Raw genomic sequence first — 16,359 nt, 5'->3', positions numbered from 1 at the left:
AAATCACTATCAACTCGGGAGGGTCCTTGTCCGCCGTGTGCCAGGTCACCGGCCGCAAGCCGGGCTACGGCAAGCAGGTCTCGCACTCGCACCGCCGCACGTCCCGGCGGTGGGAGCCGAACTTGCAGAACCGTCGCTACTTCGTGCCGAGCGAGGGCCGCTGGGTGCGGCTGCGCGTCTCCGCCAAGGGCATGAAGACGATCGACAAGCGCGGCATCGAGGCCGTCGTCGCCGAACTGGAGGCGAAGGGGGTGAAGCTGTAATGGCGAAGAGCACCGACGTCCGGCCGATCATCAAGCTGCGGTCCACCGCGGGCACCGGCTACACGTACGTCACCAAGAAGAACCGCCGCAACGACCCGGACCGGATGGTCCTGCGCAAGTACGACCCGGTCGCGCGCAAGCACGTCGAGTTCAAGGAAGAGCGCTGATGGCCAAGAAGTCCAAAATTGCGAAGAACGAGCAGCGGAAGGTGATCGCCGCGCGGTACGTCGAACGCCGCCGTGCGCTCAAGGCCGTCATCGCCTCGCCCGGCTCGTCGCCGCAGGAGAAGGCCGAAGCCGTCGTCGCGCTGCAGAAGCTGCCGCGCGACGCCAGCCCGACGCGGATCCGCAACCGGGACGTCTCGGACGGCCGCCCGCGCGGCTACCTCCGGAAGTTCGGGCTGTCACGGGTGAAAATGCGGCAGGCCGCGCACCACGGCGAGCTGCCCGGCGTCGCGAAGTCGAGCTGGTGAGCCGGATGCCGAAACCGCACCGCGACCGTCCCGGCAAGCGCAAGGTGAACCTGTTGCACGCCAACAAGATCACCCATGTCGACTGGAAGGACGTCGACCTGCTGCGGAAGTTCGTCTCCGACCGCGGCAAGATCCGCGCTCGCCGCGTGACGGGATTGACGCCGCAGCAACAGAAACAGGTCGCCACGGCGATCAAGAACGCGCGCGAGATGGCCCTGCTGCCGTACCCGTCGGCGGGCCGCGCGAACTAATTCGGATGCGCGAAGCCGGGTGGCGCGCGACCATGGGCGCACGAAAGGGGGCGTCGCCAGGGATGTCCTGAAATCAGGAGGTCCGCTTGCACGCCCAGCTCACGGTCACGCCCGCCCGGCTGCCCGAGCTCCTGCTCACCACCGCCGTCGTGCGGCCGGTGTTCCTCTGGGGCGCGCCCGGGATCGGGAAGTCCTCGCTGGTGCGCGATTTCGCGGCGTCCCTGGGCCTGGATTGCGTTTCGCTGCTGGGCACCCAGCTCGCCCCCGAAGACCTCATCGGCGTCCCGCAGATCACGGGTGGCCGCAGCCGGTTCTGCCCGCCGGAGCAGATCGCCCGCGCCGAGCCGTACTGCCTGTTCCTCGACGAGCTGAACGCCGCCGCGCCCGACGTCCAGAAGGCGTTCTACTCGCTCATCCTCGACCGCCGCATCGGCTCCTACGAGCTGCCGCCGGGCTCGGTCGTGATCGGCGCCGGCAACCGTGCCACCGACCAGGCACTGGCCCGGCCGATGGCCTCGGCCCTGGTCAACCGCCTGGTCCACGTCCACCTGCGCGCCGCGCCGGACGACTGGCTCACCTGGGCCGCCGGCCACGGCATCCACCCGTGGGTGCTCGAGTACCTCACCCAGCGCCCGGACCACCTCTGGAGCCCGCCGCCGAAGACCGAAGAGCCGTTCTCGACGCCGCGGTCCTGGCACATGCTCTCGGACCTGCTGCACTCCGCGGGTGACCCGGCCGACGACGAGACGGTCGCCCTGCTGGCGTACGCGACCCTCACCCCGGCCCACGCCGGCGCCTTCCGCGCGTACCTCAAGGTCGCCCGGCACGCCTTCGACCTGGAGGCGATCCTCAAGGGCGAGGCGCGCTGGCCCGCCGAGCCGGCCGACCGCGACCTGCTCTACTTCCTCGCCGAGACGTTCCGCGCGCGGCTGGTCAAGGACCTGCCCGCGGACAAGCGGCACGCGTCGGCGGCCGTGCGCCAGTTCGCCTTCCGCGCGAAGAGCCTCCTGGTCGAGCTGGCCGAGATCTCCCTGGAGATGGCTCAACTGGTCATCGCCGACGACGAAGCCGGGAACCCGCGGCTGCCGTCGTGGTTCCTGGTCGAAGCGGCCCGCGACCTGCCGCGGCTGGTGGCGGCGCGGGCATGAGCAACGCCCGCGCCGAAGCCCGGCGCCGCGAACGCCGGAACAAGGCGATCGAAGACGGCTGGGCTCAGGCGCGGGCGAACACGGTCCTGGACCACCTGGCCCGGGGCGCGAGCCTGAGCCCGGAGAGCGCCGGCGCCGGCTGGGCCGTCGTCAACAACCGCGGGGTGATCATGGCGAACCGCGCGCGCGACGCCGAGCCCGGCGAGTGGGCCTGGGTGTTCGCGCACCTGTTGCTGCACCTGGGCCTCGGCCACCTCGACGACGACCGGCTGACGGAGGCCGAGGCGATCATGCCGGACGGCGACGTGGACCCGGTGTACGCCACGGCCTGCTGCGTGGCCGTCCACCGGTTCGCCGAGGCGGTGCGCGTGGGGACTCCGGTCGTCGACTCGCCCGAACTTCCCGGCACCGACGAGCTCGCGCTGACCCGCGTGTGGCGCGAGACGGGAGTTCCTGCGCCGTTCACCGGCGGGCCGGGTCCGTGCCTGCGGCTCGCGCGCTTGATGAGCCACTGGCAGCTGCAGTACCACGGGAAGCCGGAGCCGTGGACCGAGCGGTTCGCCCGCGGCCTGATCGCCTCGGCCACCGAGGCCATGGAACGCGCCGCCGACGCCCGCGGCCAGACCCGGCACCGGCGGGCGATGGGGGAGTGGGACCGCGCCCTGTCCTGGTTCGTCTCGTCGTTCCCGCTGCTCGCCGCGGTCGCCGCCGGGTTCACCCTCGTCGTCGACGCCGAGGTCGTCCGCGCCTGGAACATCGCCTTGGCCGCGGTCGACGCCGAGCACGGCGAGATCTACGTCAACCCGGCCGCCGACCTGACCGCCGAGGAGTGGCGGTTCGTGCTGGCCCACGAAATGCTGCACGCGGCGCTGCGGCACGACCGGCGCGCGTTCGGCCGCGACCCGTACCTGTGGAACGTCGCCTGCGACTACGTCATCAACGGCTGGCTGGTCGCCATGGGCGTCGGCGAGCTGCCGCACGGCGTCCTGCACGACCGGCAGCTGACCGGGATGTCCGCGGAATCGGTGTACGACACGCTGACCACCGACCTCCGCCGCGCCCGCAAGCTGCTGACCCTGGGTTCGCGCGAGGCCGGGGACGTGCTGGGCGAGTGGCTGTCCGAACCGGACGCGGTGCGGCGCCGGTCGTCGCGGCGGGAGGCGCGGCCGGCGCCGTGGGACGACCGCACCCGGGGTGTCGACCTCGACGAGTTCTACCGCCGGGCGCTCACCCAGGGCCTCGAATACCACCACGCCCAGGGCCGCGGCCTGCTGCCGGCCGGGCTGGAGCAGGAGATCCGGGCGCTCGACCACCCGCCGCTGCCGTGGGACGCCCAGCTCGCGCGCTGGTTCGACGAGCACGTCCGGGTCGAGCTGCCGGTGCGCAGCTACGCGCGGGCGTCCCGCCGCCAGTCGTCGACGCCGGACATCCCGCGCCCGGGCCGCGTGCGCCCGGAACGCCTGGACCGGCGCGTCACCTTCGGCGTGGTCCTGGACACCTCGGGGTCGATGAACGCCGAGCTGCTGGGCAAGGCCCTGGGCGCGATCGCGTCGTACGCGCTGGCCCGGGACGTGCCGGCCGCGCGCGTGGTGTTCTGCGACGCCGTCGCCTACGACGCCGGGTACCTCGCGGTCGAGGACATCGCGGGCCGGGTCAAGGTCCGCGGGCGCGGCGGGACGATCCTGCAGCCCGGCGTCGACCTGCTGCAGCGCGCGGCCGACTTCCCGGCCGACGGCCCGATCCTGATCATCACCGACGCGTACTGCGACCACGTCCGGCCCCGCCGGGAGCACGCGTACCTGGTGCCGCGGGGCGCGCGGCTGCCCTTCGTGGCCCGCGGGCCGGTGTTCCGCGTGGCATGACCCACGCTGGGCTGGCGCAGGGCTCCCGCACCAATAAACTCCGGCGCATGGACGACCCGCACTACCTTTCCGGCCTGCAGCTGACCGGGCGCCGCGTCGTGATGATCGGCGGCGGCTCCGTGGCCCAGCGCCGGCTGCCCCGGCTGATCAGCGCGGGAGCCCGCGTCGAACTGGTGTCGCCGCACACGACGCCGTCGGTGCAGGGGATGGTGGACGCGGGCGAGCTGGTCTGGCACGAACGGCCCTACCAGGAAGGCGACCTCCGCGCCGCCTGGTACGCGCTGGCCTGCACGGACGACCCTGCGGTGAACGCCGCCGTCTGCGCCGAAGCCGAGCGGGAGCGGGTGTTCTGCGTCCGCGCCGACGAAGGCGAGTCGGGTTCGGCGGTGACCCCGGCGTCGGGGCGTCACGGCGGCCTGCTGTTCGGTGTGCTCTCCGGCGGTGAGCCGCTGCGGTCGGCGGCGGTCCGCGACTCGATGCTCGACGGCCTGCACAACGGCACGATCGAGGACGGCCGCCGTCCGCACCCGGAAGGCACGCTGCCCGGGGTGGCGCTGGTCGGTGGCGGTCCCGGCGACCCGGAGCTGATCACGGTCCGCGGCCGTCGCCTGCTGGCGCGCGCGGACGTCGTCGTGGTGGACCGGCTGGCGCCCCGCGAGCTGCTCGACGAGCTCGCGCCGGAGGTCGAGGTCGTCGACGCGGCGAAGATCCCGTACGGCCGCGCGGCCAGCCAGGACGTCATCAACAGCACGCTGGTCGAGCGGGCCAAGGAGGGCAAGTTCGTCGTCCGGCTCAAGGGCGGCGACCCGTACCTGTTCGGCCGCGGCTTCGAGGAGGTGCTGGCCTGCGCGGAGGCGGGTGTCCCGGTGACGATGGTCCCGGGCATCACGAGCGCGTTCGCGGTCCCCGCGGCGGCGGACGTCCCGGTCACCCACCGCGGCGTGGCCCACGAGGTCGTGGTGGTCTCCGGCCACGTCGCCCCCGGCGACGACCGGTCCCTCGTCGACTGGGACCTCCTGGCCCGGATGAAGGGCACGATCGTGCTGATGATGGGCGTCGAGCGCCTCCCGCAGTTCGCGAAGGCCCTCCTCGACGGCGGCCGCCCGGCCGACACCCCGGTCGCCATCATCGAGGACGGCACGATGCGCACCCAGCGATCCCTGAGGTCCACACTGGACACGGTGGTCACCGACGCGGCGGTCTCCGGAGTCCGCCCCCCGGCAGTGATCGTGATCGGCCCGGTGGCGGGCCTCGCCCCCGTGTCCTGAGGGGACACACGCGTGACCCGGCAGGCATCACACGTGATCAGCGGGGCATCACACGTGCTTGGAGAGGCATCACCGCGATGCCCCTCCAAGCACGCTTGACGCCTGCCGGATCACGCGTGATGCCTGTTCAAGCACGCGAGATGCCCGGTTGCGCACGGCGGGCGGTGGCGAGGATCGTGTCGGCGACTTCGGGCAATGGGCGGGTGCCGTCGATGATCGTGGCGCCGGGGTGGCGGTAGGCGTTGTCGGCGAGGGCGGCGGCCAGTTCCTCCGGGTGTTTGCCGAAGCTGTTGGACGTGCGGGTCCGGAGCCGGTTGCGGAGGGTGTCTTCGTCGATCACCAGGCAGATCACGAGGTCGAAGAGGTCCCGCACGTCCTCGTGGTTCTCGGGGCAGCCGCAGAAGAACGCGATCCCGCCGGCCGCGCGCGCCGCCAGGGCTTCGACCTTCGCCCGGTCGATCGCCACCCGAAGCGGTCGAGCCAGCCCGCCGGCACCGGGTCGGGCGGATCGGTGACGATCTCCCCGCTCACCCGGTCCGCCCAGTGGTGGTAGCCCTCCTCGTCCGCGTCGACCGCGAGCTCGCCCCGCTCCTTGAGCAGCGCGCAGACCGCCGACTTGCCGGCCCCCGCGTTGCCGGTCACCCACACCAGGGGCATGTCAATCTTCGTAGCAGCTCGCGGCGAAATCCCGGATCGCGTCCGACAGCCGGGTCGGGTCGAGCCGGAGTTCCACCGGGCTGCGCGCCTGGACGAACTCCGCGTCCGGCATGTCGACGGCCAGGCTGTCCGCGTCGCCGAACGGGTGGATCGGGTCGCCCTGGTGCCCGATCACCAGCGCGCGGGTCGTGATCTTGCGGCGGACCGCCTTCGGCGGCGCGATCCGGCCGAACAGCACTCCGTGCAGCAGGGCCGCCATCGGGGCCGGGCGCTGGGACAGCGTGTCGGTGACGACGTCGACCCACTGGTTGCCGTGCGGGACCACCGACGCCGCCAGCGCCACCGCCTGCACCGTGAACGGCAGGAACCGGGCGGCCATCAGCAGCGGGGCGAAGGTGACCAGCCCGGCGACGATCGCGTTGTCCAGCACCGGCATCTCGACGATCAGCCCGCGCGCCCGGGACGGCGCCGAGACCGCCACTTCGAGCGAGACGTTGGCGCCGAGTGACGTCCCGCCGATCACCGCGGACGAAACCTCGAGGTGGTCCAGCAGCGCCAGGGTCTGCTCGGCGAACGACGGCATCGAGTACAGCCACGACTCGGTCGGCCGGTCCGAATCGCCGTGGCCGAGCAGGTCGAGGGTGATCACCCGGAAGCCCGCGCGGGCCAGCCGGCGGGCCAGCGGCGCGTGCATCCGGCGGGTCAGCATGATGCCGTGGGTGAGGACGACGACCTTGTCGCCGCTGCCGAACTCGGTGTACCAGAGCCGGTGCCCCTCGTGGTCGAACGAACCGGTGAGCTCGATCGGACGGGAGGCCCGCCGGACGGGAGCGGACGGGGACTCGGACTCGATCGCGGTCGCGCTGGCCGGGCTCATGTCCCACCGTCCTCCCCGGTCGTGTGCGAGTCTCTTTCAGGAAAGCATCCCCCGACCAGGTTGGCACGGTGACGCCGGCGTCAATTGACAAGGTGCCAATGGCGGGTGGTCGCGGGCATGGGTCAAGATGACCCCATGACCGCTACTGCTGACAGTCTGCCCGACCTCGTGTCCCTCAAGGTCGACGTCGACGGCCATGTGGCCGAAGTGACGCTTCTCGGCCCGTCGAAGGGCAACGCGATGGGCCCGGACTTCTGGCGCGAGCTGCCGCTGGTGTTCCGCGCGCTGGACGCCGACCCGCAGGTCAGGGCCGTGGTGCTGACCGGCAGCGGCAAGCACTTCTCCTACGGTCTCGACCTGCCCGCGATGATGGGCGACTGGGCCCCGATGCTGGGCGGGGACAACCTGGCCGGCCCGCGGACGGCGTTCCTCGACCAGGTCCGGTCGCTGCAGGCGGCGGTCAGCTCCATCGCGGAATGCCGCAAACCGGTCGTCGCGGCCGTTTCGGGCTGGTGCATCGGCGGCGGGGTCGACGTCGTCGCGGCCGCGGACGTCCGGCTGGCCAGCGCCGACGCCAAGTTCAGCGTCCGCGAGGTGCGCGTGGCCATCGTCGCCGACCTCGGCAGCCTCCAGCGGCTCGCCTCCATCGTCGGCGAGGGGCACCTGCGCGAGCTGGCCCTGACCGGCAAGGACATCGACGCCGCCCGCGCCGAGAAGATCGGCCTGGTCAACGACGTCTACGACAGCCAGGACACGCTGCTGAAGGCCGCGCGCGAACTCGCCGGCGAGATCGCTGCGAACCCGCCGCTGGTGGTGCAGGGTACGAAGCAGGTACTGGCGGCGAACACCGAGCGCCAGGTCGCCGACGGCCTCCGGTACGTCGCGGCGTGGAACTCGGCGTTCCTGCCCAGCAAGGACCTCGGCGAAGCGGTCCAGGCCTTCCTGGAGCGCCGCCCGCCGGAGTTCAAGGGCGAATAGGAGGCAGCGTGAGCGTCCACCACGCGTTCCGCGTCGCGCGGGACTACCTGCAGACCCACCGCGAGGACTACGACACGGCGTACCGCGACTTCGCCTGGCCGGAGTTCGACGAGTTCAACTGGGCGATCGACTGGTTCGACGTCGTCGCGCACGACCCGGCCAACGCCGCGCGGTACGCGCTGTGGATCGTCGAGGAGGACGGCACCGAGAACCGCTGGACCTACCCGGAGATGTCCGGCCGGTCCAACCAGGTGGCGAACTGGCTGCGCTCGCTCGGCGTCCGCCGCGGCGACCGGCTGATCCTCATGCTGGGCAACCAGGGCGAGCTGTGGGAGACGATCCTCGCGGCGATCAAGCTCGGCGCGGTGATCATCCCGGCGTCGACGCTGCTCGGCCCGGCCGACCTGACCGACCGGGTGGAGCGCGGCGCGGCCAAGCACGTCGTCGTCCGCTCGGTGGACGCGCCGAAGTTCGACGGCGTCGAGGGCGGCTACACCCGGATCGCGGTGGGGGAGCCGGTCGAGGGCTGGCACGCCTACTCGGCCGCGTTCGCCGAGTCGCCCGAGTTCACCCCGGACGGTCCGACGAAGGCGGCCGACCCGCTGCTGCTGTACTTCACCTCCGGCACCACCGCGAAGCCGAAGCTGGTGCAGCACACGCACGTCTCGTACCCGGTGGGTCACCTGTCGACGATGTACTGGATCGGGCTGGAGCCCGGGGACGTCCACCTGAACATCTCCTCGCCCGGCTGGGCGAAGCACGCGTGGAGCAACTTCTTCGCCCCGTGGAACGCCGAGGCGACGGTGTTCCTCTACAACTACAGCCGGTTCGACGCGGGCGCCCTGATGGCGCAGATGGACCGCTGCGGCGTCACGAGCTTCTGCGCGCCGCCGACGGTGTGGCGGATGCTCATCCAGGCCGACCTGACGGCGTTGAAGACCCCGCCGAAGAAGGTCGTCGGCGCCGGTGAGCCGCTGAACCCCGAGGTGATCGACCAGGTCGAGAAGGCGTGGGGCGTCACCATCCGCGACGGCTTCGGCCAGACCGAAAGCAGCGTCCAGATCGCGAACACGCCGGGCCAGGACGTCGTGCCGGGCTCGATGGGCCGCCCGCTGCCGGGGTTCGTGGTGGCGCTGGTCGACCCGGTCAGCGGCGAGCGGGCTTCGGAAGGCGAGATCTGCCTGGACCTGGCGCACCGGCCGGTGGGCCTGATGACCGGCTACGCCGACGACGACGAGCGCACCTCGGCGGCCTTCGCGAACGGCTTCTACCACACCGGTGACGTCGGTTCGATCGACGAACGCGGCTACATCACCTACGTCGGGCGCACCGACGACGTGTTCAAGGCATCGGACTACCGGATCTCGCCGTTCGAGCTGGAGAGCGTCCTGATCGAGCACGAGGCGGTCGCCGAGGCGGCCGTCGTCCCGGCGCCGGACCCGATCCGGCTCGCGGTGCCCAAGGCGTACGTCGTCCTGGCGGCGGGCTTCTCGCCGGACGCCGCGACCGCGCGGTCGATCCTGGCCCACTGCCGCGAGCACCTGGCGCCGTACAAGCGGATCCGGCGGCTGGAGTTCGCGGAGCTGCCGAAGACGATCTCGGGCAAGATCCGCCGCGTCGAGCTGCGGGGCCGCGAGAGCGACCCGGCGCGGGGCACGGGGACCGAGTTCCGCGAGGAGGACTTCCCGGACCTCAAGTCCTGACCGCCGCGCCCGAATGCAGTGAATGACTCATTCCTGACGTCCGACGCCGGGAATGAGTCATTCACTGCGTCGGCCGGTGCCGGTCAGCGGCGGGTGCCCTCGACCTGGCGGCCGTCCTCGGTCGAGCACGCCGTCACCGGGTCGTGGGGCCCGCTGCCGCACGTCCACTCGTCGAGGACGATCGGACCCGGGCCGTCGGCGTCGTTCGCCTCGGCCGGGGTCAGCTTCGCGAAGTAGTCCGTGAGCAGCTTCGTCGCCGCGGCGCAGTCCACCTTGCCGTGCGCGACGACGGCCGTCTTCGCGCCGCCCGTGCCCGCGATTTCACCGCAGGGCACGCCCGGTGCCGTCGACTCCGCTGCCGCCACCGCGGCCGGGACGGTGGCGGACGGCGCCGCGGGCGCCGGGTCGCCGCCTCCGCAGCCGGCCAGTGCGGCGGACGCGGCGACGAGCAGCAGGGGGTACGCGAGTGTCTTCATGGGCCCTTCTGGAGCGCGAGGATGAGGAACGGGACTCACTCGGACGGCACGACGGCGGCGAAGACCGTCTGCTCGCCCTTGGTGCAGGTGGTGCCGCCCTGGGCGGCGGGCGGCCCGGACGTGCACAGCCAGCCGTCGACGGTCTCGTTCACCGCGTCGTTCGAGCCGGCGCCCTGGCGCCCGGCGATCCGGTGGTGGAAGTCGCCGACCAGCTTCGTCGCCGCGGCGCAGCTGACCCCCGCGGAGCCGCTGTCGAAGACGTAGAGCGTCAGCCCGCTGGCGGCGGTGACGGTGCCGCACGACCCGGGCACCGACGGCGGCGGCCCGGAGGGCTTGGACGCCGGGGCGGGTGCGGACTCGCTGCCGGCCGGGGGAGCCGGCGACGGCGAGGGAGGTGCCGTGGTCGTCGCGGGCGGCGCGGAGGAGGCGGACGGCGGAGCCGGGGGAGCCGGGGCGGCGGGGTCGCCGGAACAGCCGGCGAGCGCGAGCAGGGCGAGGCAGGCCACGAGCCACGTCCTCGTGGTGGTCGGGTGGGGCACCGCGATCCTTCCTCGCCATCGGTTCCCGTGGTGTGTCCACGGGTGTGCCGGAGATTACAACAGCGGCCCGGCGGCCCGGCCCGGTGGCTGCCGAAACGATGTCCACAATGGACGATTAACATTCCGTTCACGCTCCGAAACCTCCCGCTGTCATCAAGAATCGATCGGTCTAATTCGCGCCGAGACGGTTAACGATCCGGCCTCGCGGGCCGAGAATCTTGGTGGAGGCCGACGAGCTTCCCCGTCCCGAATCCCCGTCCCGAATCCGTGAGAGCGATGAACGCCGACGCTGTGAGCACCGAAGACCCGTCCAGTCCGCCGACCGTCCCGAGCACCGTGGTCTGGTGCTGCGGCCGCCCGTACGTCCTCGAGGGACGGGCCGGCCGCGCCCGCTGGATGGGCACCGACTACCGAGGCCGCCCCGAGTCGCTGACCAGCGCCGAGCTGCAGCGGCGCGGGTGGAGCCACCGCCGCGCGAGCTGAGCGTGACGCCGGGTTGCCCCGATGGGGTGGCCCGGCTGCTTAGCCCGGGGCCGGTGGGCACCGCCGGGTCCCTGGACTGAGCATCATGGGTGCCTGTTGCGCCGTGTCTCCCGCCCGAGCGCCGCAGTACGCAGGCCCGGCAGCCCGATCCCGCGCGCCGGGAGCCCCGCAGCCGGGTGAGCAGCGCCAGGTCACCGCGTGACACCGCAGGCCCGCCTCGGGCGCCCGCAGCGACGCGCCCCGGCCTGAGCGCCCCGGCGCGCAGGCCTCGCGTCCCTGGCCCGGCCGCCCCAGCGAGCAAGCCCCGCGGCGCAGAACACCCGACCCGGCCACCGCACCACCGGACACCCCCACCCCACTCCGCTGTTTAATGGCCCCGTGAGCACAGCCGCCCCCGAACCCGCCGCTCAGACGGGTCCCGCCGCCGAGCCGTCGCTGCTGCGGCAGGCCCTCAACGTCCCCAACATCCTGTCGCTGCTGCGGCTGGCCGGGGTCCCCGTGTTCCTCTGGCTGCTGCTCGGCCCCGAAGAAGACGGCTGGGCGCTCGCCCTGCTCGTCTTCAGCGCCCTGACCGACTGGCTCGACGGCAAGCTCGCCCGCTGGCTCAACCAGATGTCCCGGCTCGGGCAGCTGCTCGACCCCGCCGCCGACCGGCTGTACATCCTCGCCACCCTGATCGCCTTCCTGGTCCGCGGCATCATCCCGTGGTGGGTCGTCGTCCCGCTCGTCCTGCGGGAGGCCGTGCTCGGCGTCTGCGTCGTCACCCTGCGCCGCCGTGGCTTCGCGCCGCCCGAGGTCACCTACATCGGCAAGGGCGCGACCTTCGTCCTGATGTACGCCTTCCCGTTCCTGCTGCTCGCGCAGGGCGGCTCGGACGTCGCCGCCGTGGCGCGGCCGATCGGGTACGCCTTCACCATCTGGGGCGCCGTCCTCTACGTCTGGTCCGGCGTCCTCTACGTCGTCCAGGCGCGCAACGCCCTGCGCGAAGCGGCCGGGTGAGCTTTGGCCGGGTCGTGGCGGGCGGCTGCGCCGTGTGGGTGTAAGACTTCGCCCAACACTTCCAGTGAGGGCATGAAAGGGGACCGGCGGTGTCCGCTCCTGAAGAGCTTCGCTACACCGAGGAACACGAGTGGGTCGCCACCCGCGGCGAGGACACCCTCGTGCGCGTCGGCATCACCGAGTACGCGCAGGACCAGCTCGGCGACGTCGTGTTCGTCGACCTGCCCGACGTCGGCAGGCAGGTGAGCGCGGGCGACGTCTTCGGCGAGGTCGAGTCGACCAAGAGCGTCTCCGAGCTGTTCGCGCCGGTCGACGGGGAGGTCGTCGCGGTCAACGACGCCGTCGCCGACTCGCCCGAACTCATCAACAGCGACCCCTACGGCGAGGGCTGGCTGATCGAGATCCGGCTCGACGACCCGGCGGGCCTGGAAGCCCTGCTCGAAGCCGAGGCGTACGACGCGCTGACCAAGGGCTGAAGCCCGCTCCGCCGGTTCGGGGAGCCGGGGCTCGGAGAATCGATCAGGCACGGTACGTTGGCAGCTACACGTTCTTGAGTACTGGCAACACAGCATGTGTGGAGGAGAGCTCAGGTGAGCACGAACGACGGGCCCGGCGGCGTTCCCCCGGAGCAGTCTCCGGAGCGGACCTCTGTCTTCCGGGCCGACTTCCTGGCCGAAGCCGAAGGTCGCGAGCCCGCCCCGGAAGCCCCGGTCCAGGGTGTCGACGCCCTGCCCCCGGGTTCGGCGCTGCTGGTCGTGAAGCGCGGGCCGAACGCGGGTTCGCGGTTCCTGCTCGACCGCGACACCACCAGCGCGGGGCGGCACCCGGACAGCGACATCTTCCTCGACGACGTCACGGTCTCCCGCCGGCACGCCGAGTTCCGGCGTGAGGGCGGCGAGTTCGTCGTCATCGACGTCGGCAGCCTCAACGGCACCTACGTCAACCGCGAGCCGGTCGACCAGGCCGTGCTCGCCGGCGGCGACGAGGTGCAGATCGGCAAGTTCCGCCTGGTCTTCCTGACCGGCCCGGGTCACGGGGGCCAGGGGGCGCAGTGACGGCGGCCGGGCGGCCACAGAACCACGGACTGAGCATCGGGGCGGTTCTCGCGCAGCTGCGCGGGGACTTCCCCGACGTCACCATCTCCAAGATCCGGTTCCTCGAAGCGGAAGGCCTGGTCACGCCGGGCCGCACGCCGTCGGGCTACCGGCAGTTCGCCGCGGCGGACGTGGAGCGCCTGCGGTTCGTCCTGGCCGCCCAGCGGGACCACTACCTCCCGTTGAAGGTCATCAAAGAGCAGCTGGACGCGGTGGATTCGGGCGCCGAGCCCACCGCGGCCCTGCCCCGCCCGCCGCGCCGGCTGGTGCCGATCGACGCGCCGGCCGAGAACGTCGGCCTGCCCGTCGCGGACGACTTCGCCCCGGGCAAGGAGCTGCGCCTGACCCGCGAGGAGCTCCTGGCGCAGGCCGGCATCGACGCGCCGGCGCTGGCCGAGCTGCAGCAGTACGGCCTGGTCCGGTCCGGTCCCGCCGGGTTCTTCGACGCGGACGCGGTGCTGGTCGCGCGGACGGTCAAGGCGATGACCGAGTTCGGCATCGAGCCGCGGCACCTGCGTGCCTTCCGCGCGGCGGCCGACCGCGAGGTCGGGCTGCTGGAGCAGATCGTGACGCCGGTGTACCGGCACCGCGACCCCGAGGCGAAGGCGCGCGCCGACGAGGTGGTGCGGGAGCTCGCGGCCCTGTCCGTGACCCTGCACACGCTCCTCGTCAAGGCGGGAATCCGCGGCGTCGCCGGGTGTTGATCGATAACGGGGCAGTGAGATCCTCTTTGCGGTCCCATGTCAATGACTGAATGTTCGGCACCGCATGCCGTACCGTGAAGGCACGGGTTTGCGGCAGGCGAACCGAGAGAGTCCGGACAGCGAGCACAGCGCACGGATGACGGGTAGCGTCGGGAGTATGGGCGTGAAGCCGGTTCAGCGCTGCAGCCCGTGTGCACGAGAGGGAGGCGAAGCCCGATGAGCGAAATGCGCGTCGTCGGTGTGCGGGTCGAGCTGCCCGCGAATCAGCCGATCTTGTTGCTGCGGGAAACCGAAGGCGAACGGTACCTGCCGATCTGGATCGGCTCGGTCGAAGCCACCGCCATCGCCTTGGAGCAGCAGGGGGTCCGCCCCGCCCGCCCGCTCACGCATGACCTGCTGAAAGAGGTCATCGGAGCGCTCGGCCGGGAGCTCGAGCAGGTCGTCATCACCGACCTGAAGGAAGGCACGTTCTTCGCCGAGCTCGTGTTCGACGGCGACATCCGGGTGTCCGCCCGGCCGAGCGACTCGGTCGCGCTGGCCCTGCGGATCGGCGTCCCCATCCACGCCGTGGACTCGGTGCTGGAGGAAGCGGGCCTGATCATCCCGGACGAGCAGGAGGACGAGGTCGAGAAGTTCCGCGAGTTCCTCGACTCCGTGTCGCCCGAAGACTTCCGGGGTGCCGACACCTGAGGGGTGCGGAGCCCATGCCCCTGAGCGCGCACCAGGTCCGAGCTTCGGTCGCCGTGTCCGACATCGACCGGGCGGTCGCGTTCTACGAAGGCAAGCTCGGCCTGCGGGCGCTGCGGTCCGGCCCCAGCGCGCACATCGCCGGCGGCAGCCGGACCTACGGATCCGGTGGCGGACCGGCCCTGAACGTGTACCAGTCCGTCACCGCCGGGAAGAGCCCGGCCACCCTGGCGACCTGGTACGTCGACGACCTCGACGAAATCGTTGACGAACTCACCGCGGCCGGCGTCGAATTCACCCGCTACGACCAGCTCGAACACGACGCGAGGGGGATCACCGCCCGGGCCGGCGGCGGGCGGATCGCCTGGTTCCGGGACCCGGACGGCAACACCTTCGCCATCGAAGCCGATACGTGAGAACTTGCCTTGACGTGGACGTCAACGTCTAGCGTCGAGGCATGCGGATCGGAGAACTGGCGCAGCGCACGGGGGTCACCACCCGTGCGCTGCGGTTTTACGAGGACCAGGGCCTCCTGAGGGCCCGTCGTGCGGCGAACGGCTACCGCGAGTACGACGAGGACGACCTCCAGCTGGTCAAGGAGATCCAGACCCTCCAGACGGTCGGCCTGACCCTGGAAGAGACGCGCCCGTTCGTCGAGTGCCTGCGCAACGGCCACGAGACCGGCGACTCCTGCGCCAGCTCGATCGAGGTCTACCGGCGCAAGCTCGAAGAAGCCGACGCCCTCCTCGCGCGGCTCGGCGGCATCCGCGGCGAACTGGCCGCGAAACTCGCCGCCGCCCTCACGCGGCAGGCGCCCGATCCGTGTGTCGTGCCCGCATCCCCGCGCCCCTGAAGGAGCCCCCATGTCCGCAGTCACCGACGTCACCGACGCGACCTTCGCCGAGGTCCTCGGCAGTGACGTCCCCGTGCTCGTCGAGTTCTGGGCCACCTGGTGCGGCCCGTGCCGGATGGTCGGCCCGGTGCTCGCGCAGCTGGCCGCCGAGCGGGACGGCGAGCTCGCCGTGCGCAAGATCAACGCCGACGAGAACCCCGAGACCACCCGCTCCTACCAGGTCATGTCCCTGCCCACGATGATCCTCTTCCGCGGCGGGGAACCGGTCGAGACGATCGTCGGCGCGTTCCCGAAGGCCCGCATCGAAGAGCGGCTCGACCGGGCCCTCACGGCGCCGTCGCTTTGACGAACGTGTCCGCCAGCTCACGCCCGTACTGCTCCAGGTCCAGCTCCGGGTCGGCGGCGTAGGCCGCGGCGACACCGTCGATGGCCTGGGCGATCGACATCGCCATCACCTCGGGCGTGAACTCGCCGAAGACGCCCTCGGCCTGGCCCTGCTTGAGCTGGCGGGCCAGCCCGTGCACGCGCAGGTCGTCGACCAGCACCTTCGTCATGACCCAGCCGTCGGCGTCGTCGGCGTTGGCCGCGAGCTCCGACAGCGCCCGGACGCACTCGGGGTAGGCGCGCAGGAACGCCACCGACGTCTCGATGTGCGCCCGCAGGTAGCCGCGCCGGTCGGCCGGGTCGAGGCCGCCGCCGGTGCGTTCGGTGAGGAAGCCGGCCTTCGTCTCGACGACCGTGCTGAGCACGGCCTGCATCAGGCCGGCCTTGTTCGTGAAGTGGTACGAGATCAGCCGGGTGCTGCTCAGCCCGGCTCGCTCCTTGATCTTGGCGAAGGTGGTCCGCCGGTAGCCCAGGTCGGACAGCACGCCGATGGTGGCGCCGATGATCTGCGCCCGGCGCGCGGCCTCGGCGGGGCTGAGGCCCATCTCGGCCATGAGGTCGGTGTTTACTTGCATGAGTAACAAGTTACTCGGCTGAGTAAAAAGGTCAAGGGGTTTGAACCACGCCGCAGGGGGTACAGCAAACGGCTCAAAGGGTCAGC

At 71.8% G+C, this 16,359-nt stretch carries 23 protein-coding genes; 18 read left to right on the top strand and 5 right to left on the bottom strand.

Going from position 1 to position 16,359, the window contains the following annotated elements:
* Positions 1 to 26 precede the first annotated feature (26 nt).
* The 7 genes from rpmB (at position 27) to cobA (ending at position 5,264) form a co-directional block, all read left to right on the top strand.
* Positions 27 to 263: a 50S ribosomal protein L28 gene (gene rpmB / locus IE317_RS02080; protein ID WP_191306292.1), complete on the top strand. Its 237-nt coding sequence runs from the start codon at positions 27 to 29 to the stop codon at positions 261 to 263.
* Positions 263 to 430 carry a 50S ribosomal protein L33 gene (gene rpmG / locus IE317_RS02075; protein WP_003091682.1) on the top strand — a complete coding sequence of 56 codons (168 nt, stop codon included), beginning with the start codon at positions 263 to 265 and terminating at the stop codon, positions 428 to 430. Before rpmB ends, rpmG begins: the two co-directional genes overlap by 1 nt.
* On the top strand, positions 430 to 735 hold the full coding sequence (rpsN, locus tag IE317_RS02070; RefSeq protein ID WP_191306291.1) for a 30S ribosomal protein S14: 306 nt from the start codon (positions 430 to 432) through the stop codon (positions 733 to 735). The genes rpmG and rpsN overlap by 1 nt, the downstream gene beginning before the upstream one ends.
* Positions 732 to 986: a 30S ribosomal protein S18 gene (gene rpsR, locus IE317_RS02065; RefSeq protein WP_191306290.1), complete on the top strand. Its 255-nt coding sequence runs from the start codon at positions 732 to 734 to the stop codon at positions 984 to 986. Before rpsN ends, rpsR begins: the two co-directional genes overlap by 4 nt.
* Positions 987 to 1,072: 86 nt before the next feature.
* Positions 1,073 to 2,134 (top strand): ATP-binding protein, encoded by a 1,062-nt coding sequence (locus tag IE317_RS02060; protein ID WP_191306289.1) that lies wholly within the window; start codon positions 1,073 to 1,075, stop codon positions 2,132 to 2,134.
* Complete coding sequence (locus IE317_RS02055; protein WP_191306288.1) at positions 2,131 to 3,996, top strand: vWA domain-containing protein; 1,866 nt, start codon at positions 2,131 to 2,133, stop codon at positions 3,994 to 3,996. The genes IE317_RS02060 and IE317_RS02055 overlap by 4 nt, the downstream gene beginning before the upstream one ends.
* Before the next feature lie 47 nt (positions 3,997 to 4,043).
* The gene (gene cobA / locus IE317_RS02050) at positions 4,044 to 5,264 is read left to right on the top strand and encodes a uroporphyrinogen-III C-methyltransferase (RefSeq protein WP_191306287.1); all 1,221 of its coding nucleotides are present in this window, start codon (positions 4,044 to 4,046) and stop codon (positions 5,262 to 5,264) included.
* A gap of 127 nt (positions 5,265 to 5,391) precedes the next feature.
* Here the strand turns inward: cobA and IE317_RS02045 are convergent, their stop codons facing one another.
* Both IE317_RS02045 and IE317_RS02040 read right to left on the bottom strand, forming a co-directional pair.
* Positions 5,392 to 5,730 carry a hypothetical protein gene (locus tag IE317_RS02045; protein ID WP_191306286.1) on the bottom strand — a complete coding sequence of 113 codons (339 nt, stop codon included), beginning with the start codon at positions 5,728 to 5,730 and terminating at the stop codon, positions 5,392 to 5,394.
* Positions 5,731 to 5,922: 192 nt separating this feature from the next.
* Entirely contained in the window at positions 5,923 to 6,798 is an 876-nt protein-coding gene (locus tag IE317_RS02040) for an alpha/beta fold hydrolase (protein ID WP_191306285.1), read from the bottom strand.
* A gap of 135 nt (positions 6,799 to 6,933) precedes the next feature.
* Here IE317_RS02040 and IE317_RS02035 point away from each other — a divergent pair, with 135 nt between their 5' ends.
* Together IE317_RS02035 and IE317_RS02030 are read left to right on the top strand one after the other, a co-directional pair.
* Positions 6,934 to 7,776, top strand: coding sequence for a crotonase/enoyl-CoA hydratase family protein (locus IE317_RS02035; protein ID WP_191306284.1), 843 nt, complete (start codon positions 6,934 to 6,936; stop codon positions 7,774 to 7,776).
* A gap of 8 nt (positions 7,777 to 7,784) precedes the next feature.
* Positions 7,785 to 9,479 (top strand): AMP-binding protein, encoded by a 1,695-nt coding sequence (locus IE317_RS02030; protein ID WP_191306283.1) that lies wholly within the window; start codon positions 7,785 to 7,787, stop codon positions 9,477 to 9,479.
* A gap of 83 nt (positions 9,480 to 9,562) precedes the next feature.
* Here IE317_RS02030 and IE317_RS02025 read toward each other — a convergent pair whose 3' ends face one another.
* Positions 9,563 to 9,955 carry a hypothetical protein gene (locus tag IE317_RS02025; protein WP_191306282.1) on the bottom strand — a complete coding sequence of 131 codons (393 nt, stop codon included), beginning with the start codon at positions 9,953 to 9,955 and terminating at the stop codon, positions 9,563 to 9,565.
* 35 nt (positions 9,956 to 9,990) lie between these two features.
* Positions 9,991 to 10,494 (bottom strand): hypothetical protein, encoded by a 504-nt coding sequence (locus IE317_RS02020; RefSeq protein WP_191306281.1) that lies wholly within the window; start codon positions 10,492 to 10,494, stop codon positions 9,991 to 9,993.
* A 276-nt stretch (positions 10,495 to 10,770) separates the two neighbouring features.
* On the opposite strand from IE317_RS02020, the gene IE317_RS02015 reads away from it, so the two are divergent.
* The 9 genes from IE317_RS02015 (at position 10,771) to trxA (ending at position 15,660) form a co-directional block, all read left to right on the top strand.
* Positions 10,771 to 10,977, top strand: coding sequence for a hypothetical protein (locus IE317_RS02015; protein ID WP_191306280.1), 207 nt, complete (start codon positions 10,771 to 10,773; stop codon positions 10,975 to 10,977).
* Positions 10,978 to 11,355: 378 nt separating this feature from the next.
* Positions 11,356 to 11,976, top strand: coding sequence for a CDP-alcohol phosphatidyltransferase family protein (locus IE317_RS02010; protein WP_191306279.1), 621 nt, complete (start codon positions 11,356 to 11,358; stop codon positions 11,974 to 11,976).
* An 89-nt stretch (positions 11,977 to 12,065) separates the two neighbouring features.
* Positions 12,066 to 12,452: a glycine cleavage system protein GcvH gene (gene gcvH / locus IE317_RS02005; RefSeq protein ID WP_013226819.1), complete on the top strand. Its 387-nt coding sequence runs from the start codon at positions 12,066 to 12,068 to the stop codon at positions 12,450 to 12,452.
* Positions 12,453 to 12,566: 114 nt separating this feature from the next.
* Positions 12,567 to 13,031 (top strand): glycogen accumulation regulator GarA, encoded by a 465-nt coding sequence (gene garA, locus IE317_RS02000; protein ID WP_004559567.1) that lies wholly within the window; start codon positions 12,567 to 12,569, stop codon positions 13,029 to 13,031.
* A complete protein-coding gene (ftsR, locus tag IE317_RS01995) occupies positions 13,028 to 13,774 on the top strand; it encodes a transcriptional regulator FtsR (protein WP_191306278.1) in 747 nt (248 codons plus the stop codon). Before garA ends, ftsR begins: the two co-directional genes overlap by 4 nt.
* Positions 13,775 to 13,990: 216 nt before the next feature.
* Entirely contained in the window at positions 13,991 to 14,464 is a 474-nt protein-coding gene (locus IE317_RS01990) for a bifunctional nuclease family protein (protein ID WP_004559569.1), read from the top strand.
* Positions 14,465 to 14,478: 14 nt separating this feature from the next.
* Complete coding sequence (locus IE317_RS01985) at positions 14,479 to 14,877, top strand: VOC family protein (RefSeq protein WP_191306277.1); 399 nt, start codon at positions 14,479 to 14,481, stop codon at positions 14,875 to 14,877.
* 41 nt (positions 14,878 to 14,918) lie between these two features.
* Positions 14,919 to 15,314 carry a MerR family transcriptional regulator gene (locus tag IE317_RS01980; RefSeq protein ID WP_191306276.1) on the top strand — a complete coding sequence of 132 codons (396 nt, stop codon included), beginning with the start codon at positions 14,919 to 14,921 and terminating at the stop codon, positions 15,312 to 15,314.
* 10 nt (positions 15,315 to 15,324) lie between these two features.
* Positions 15,325 to 15,660 (top strand): thioredoxin, encoded by a 336-nt coding sequence (trxA, locus tag IE317_RS01975; RefSeq protein WP_191306275.1) that lies wholly within the window; start codon positions 15,325 to 15,327, stop codon positions 15,658 to 15,660.
* Here the strand turns inward: trxA and IE317_RS01970 are convergent.
* On the bottom strand, positions 15,641 to 16,273 hold the full coding sequence (locus IE317_RS01970; protein WP_229902405.1) for a TetR/AcrR family transcriptional regulator: 633 nt from the start codon (positions 16,271 to 16,273) through the stop codon (positions 15,641 to 15,643). The two genes, trxA and IE317_RS01970, sit on opposite strands and share 20 nt — an antisense overlap.
* Positions 16,274 to 16,359: the final 86 nt, after the last annotated feature.

Origin of the sequence: Amycolatopsis bullii (assembly GCF_014654205.1) — a bacterium.
Classification (GTDB): domain Bacteria; phylum Actinomycetota; class Actinomycetes; order Mycobacteriales; family Pseudonocardiaceae; genus Amycolatopsis; species Amycolatopsis plumensis.
Note: the sequence above shows the minus strand (reverse complement) of the source record. Positions and strands in the feature narration are given on the sequence as shown.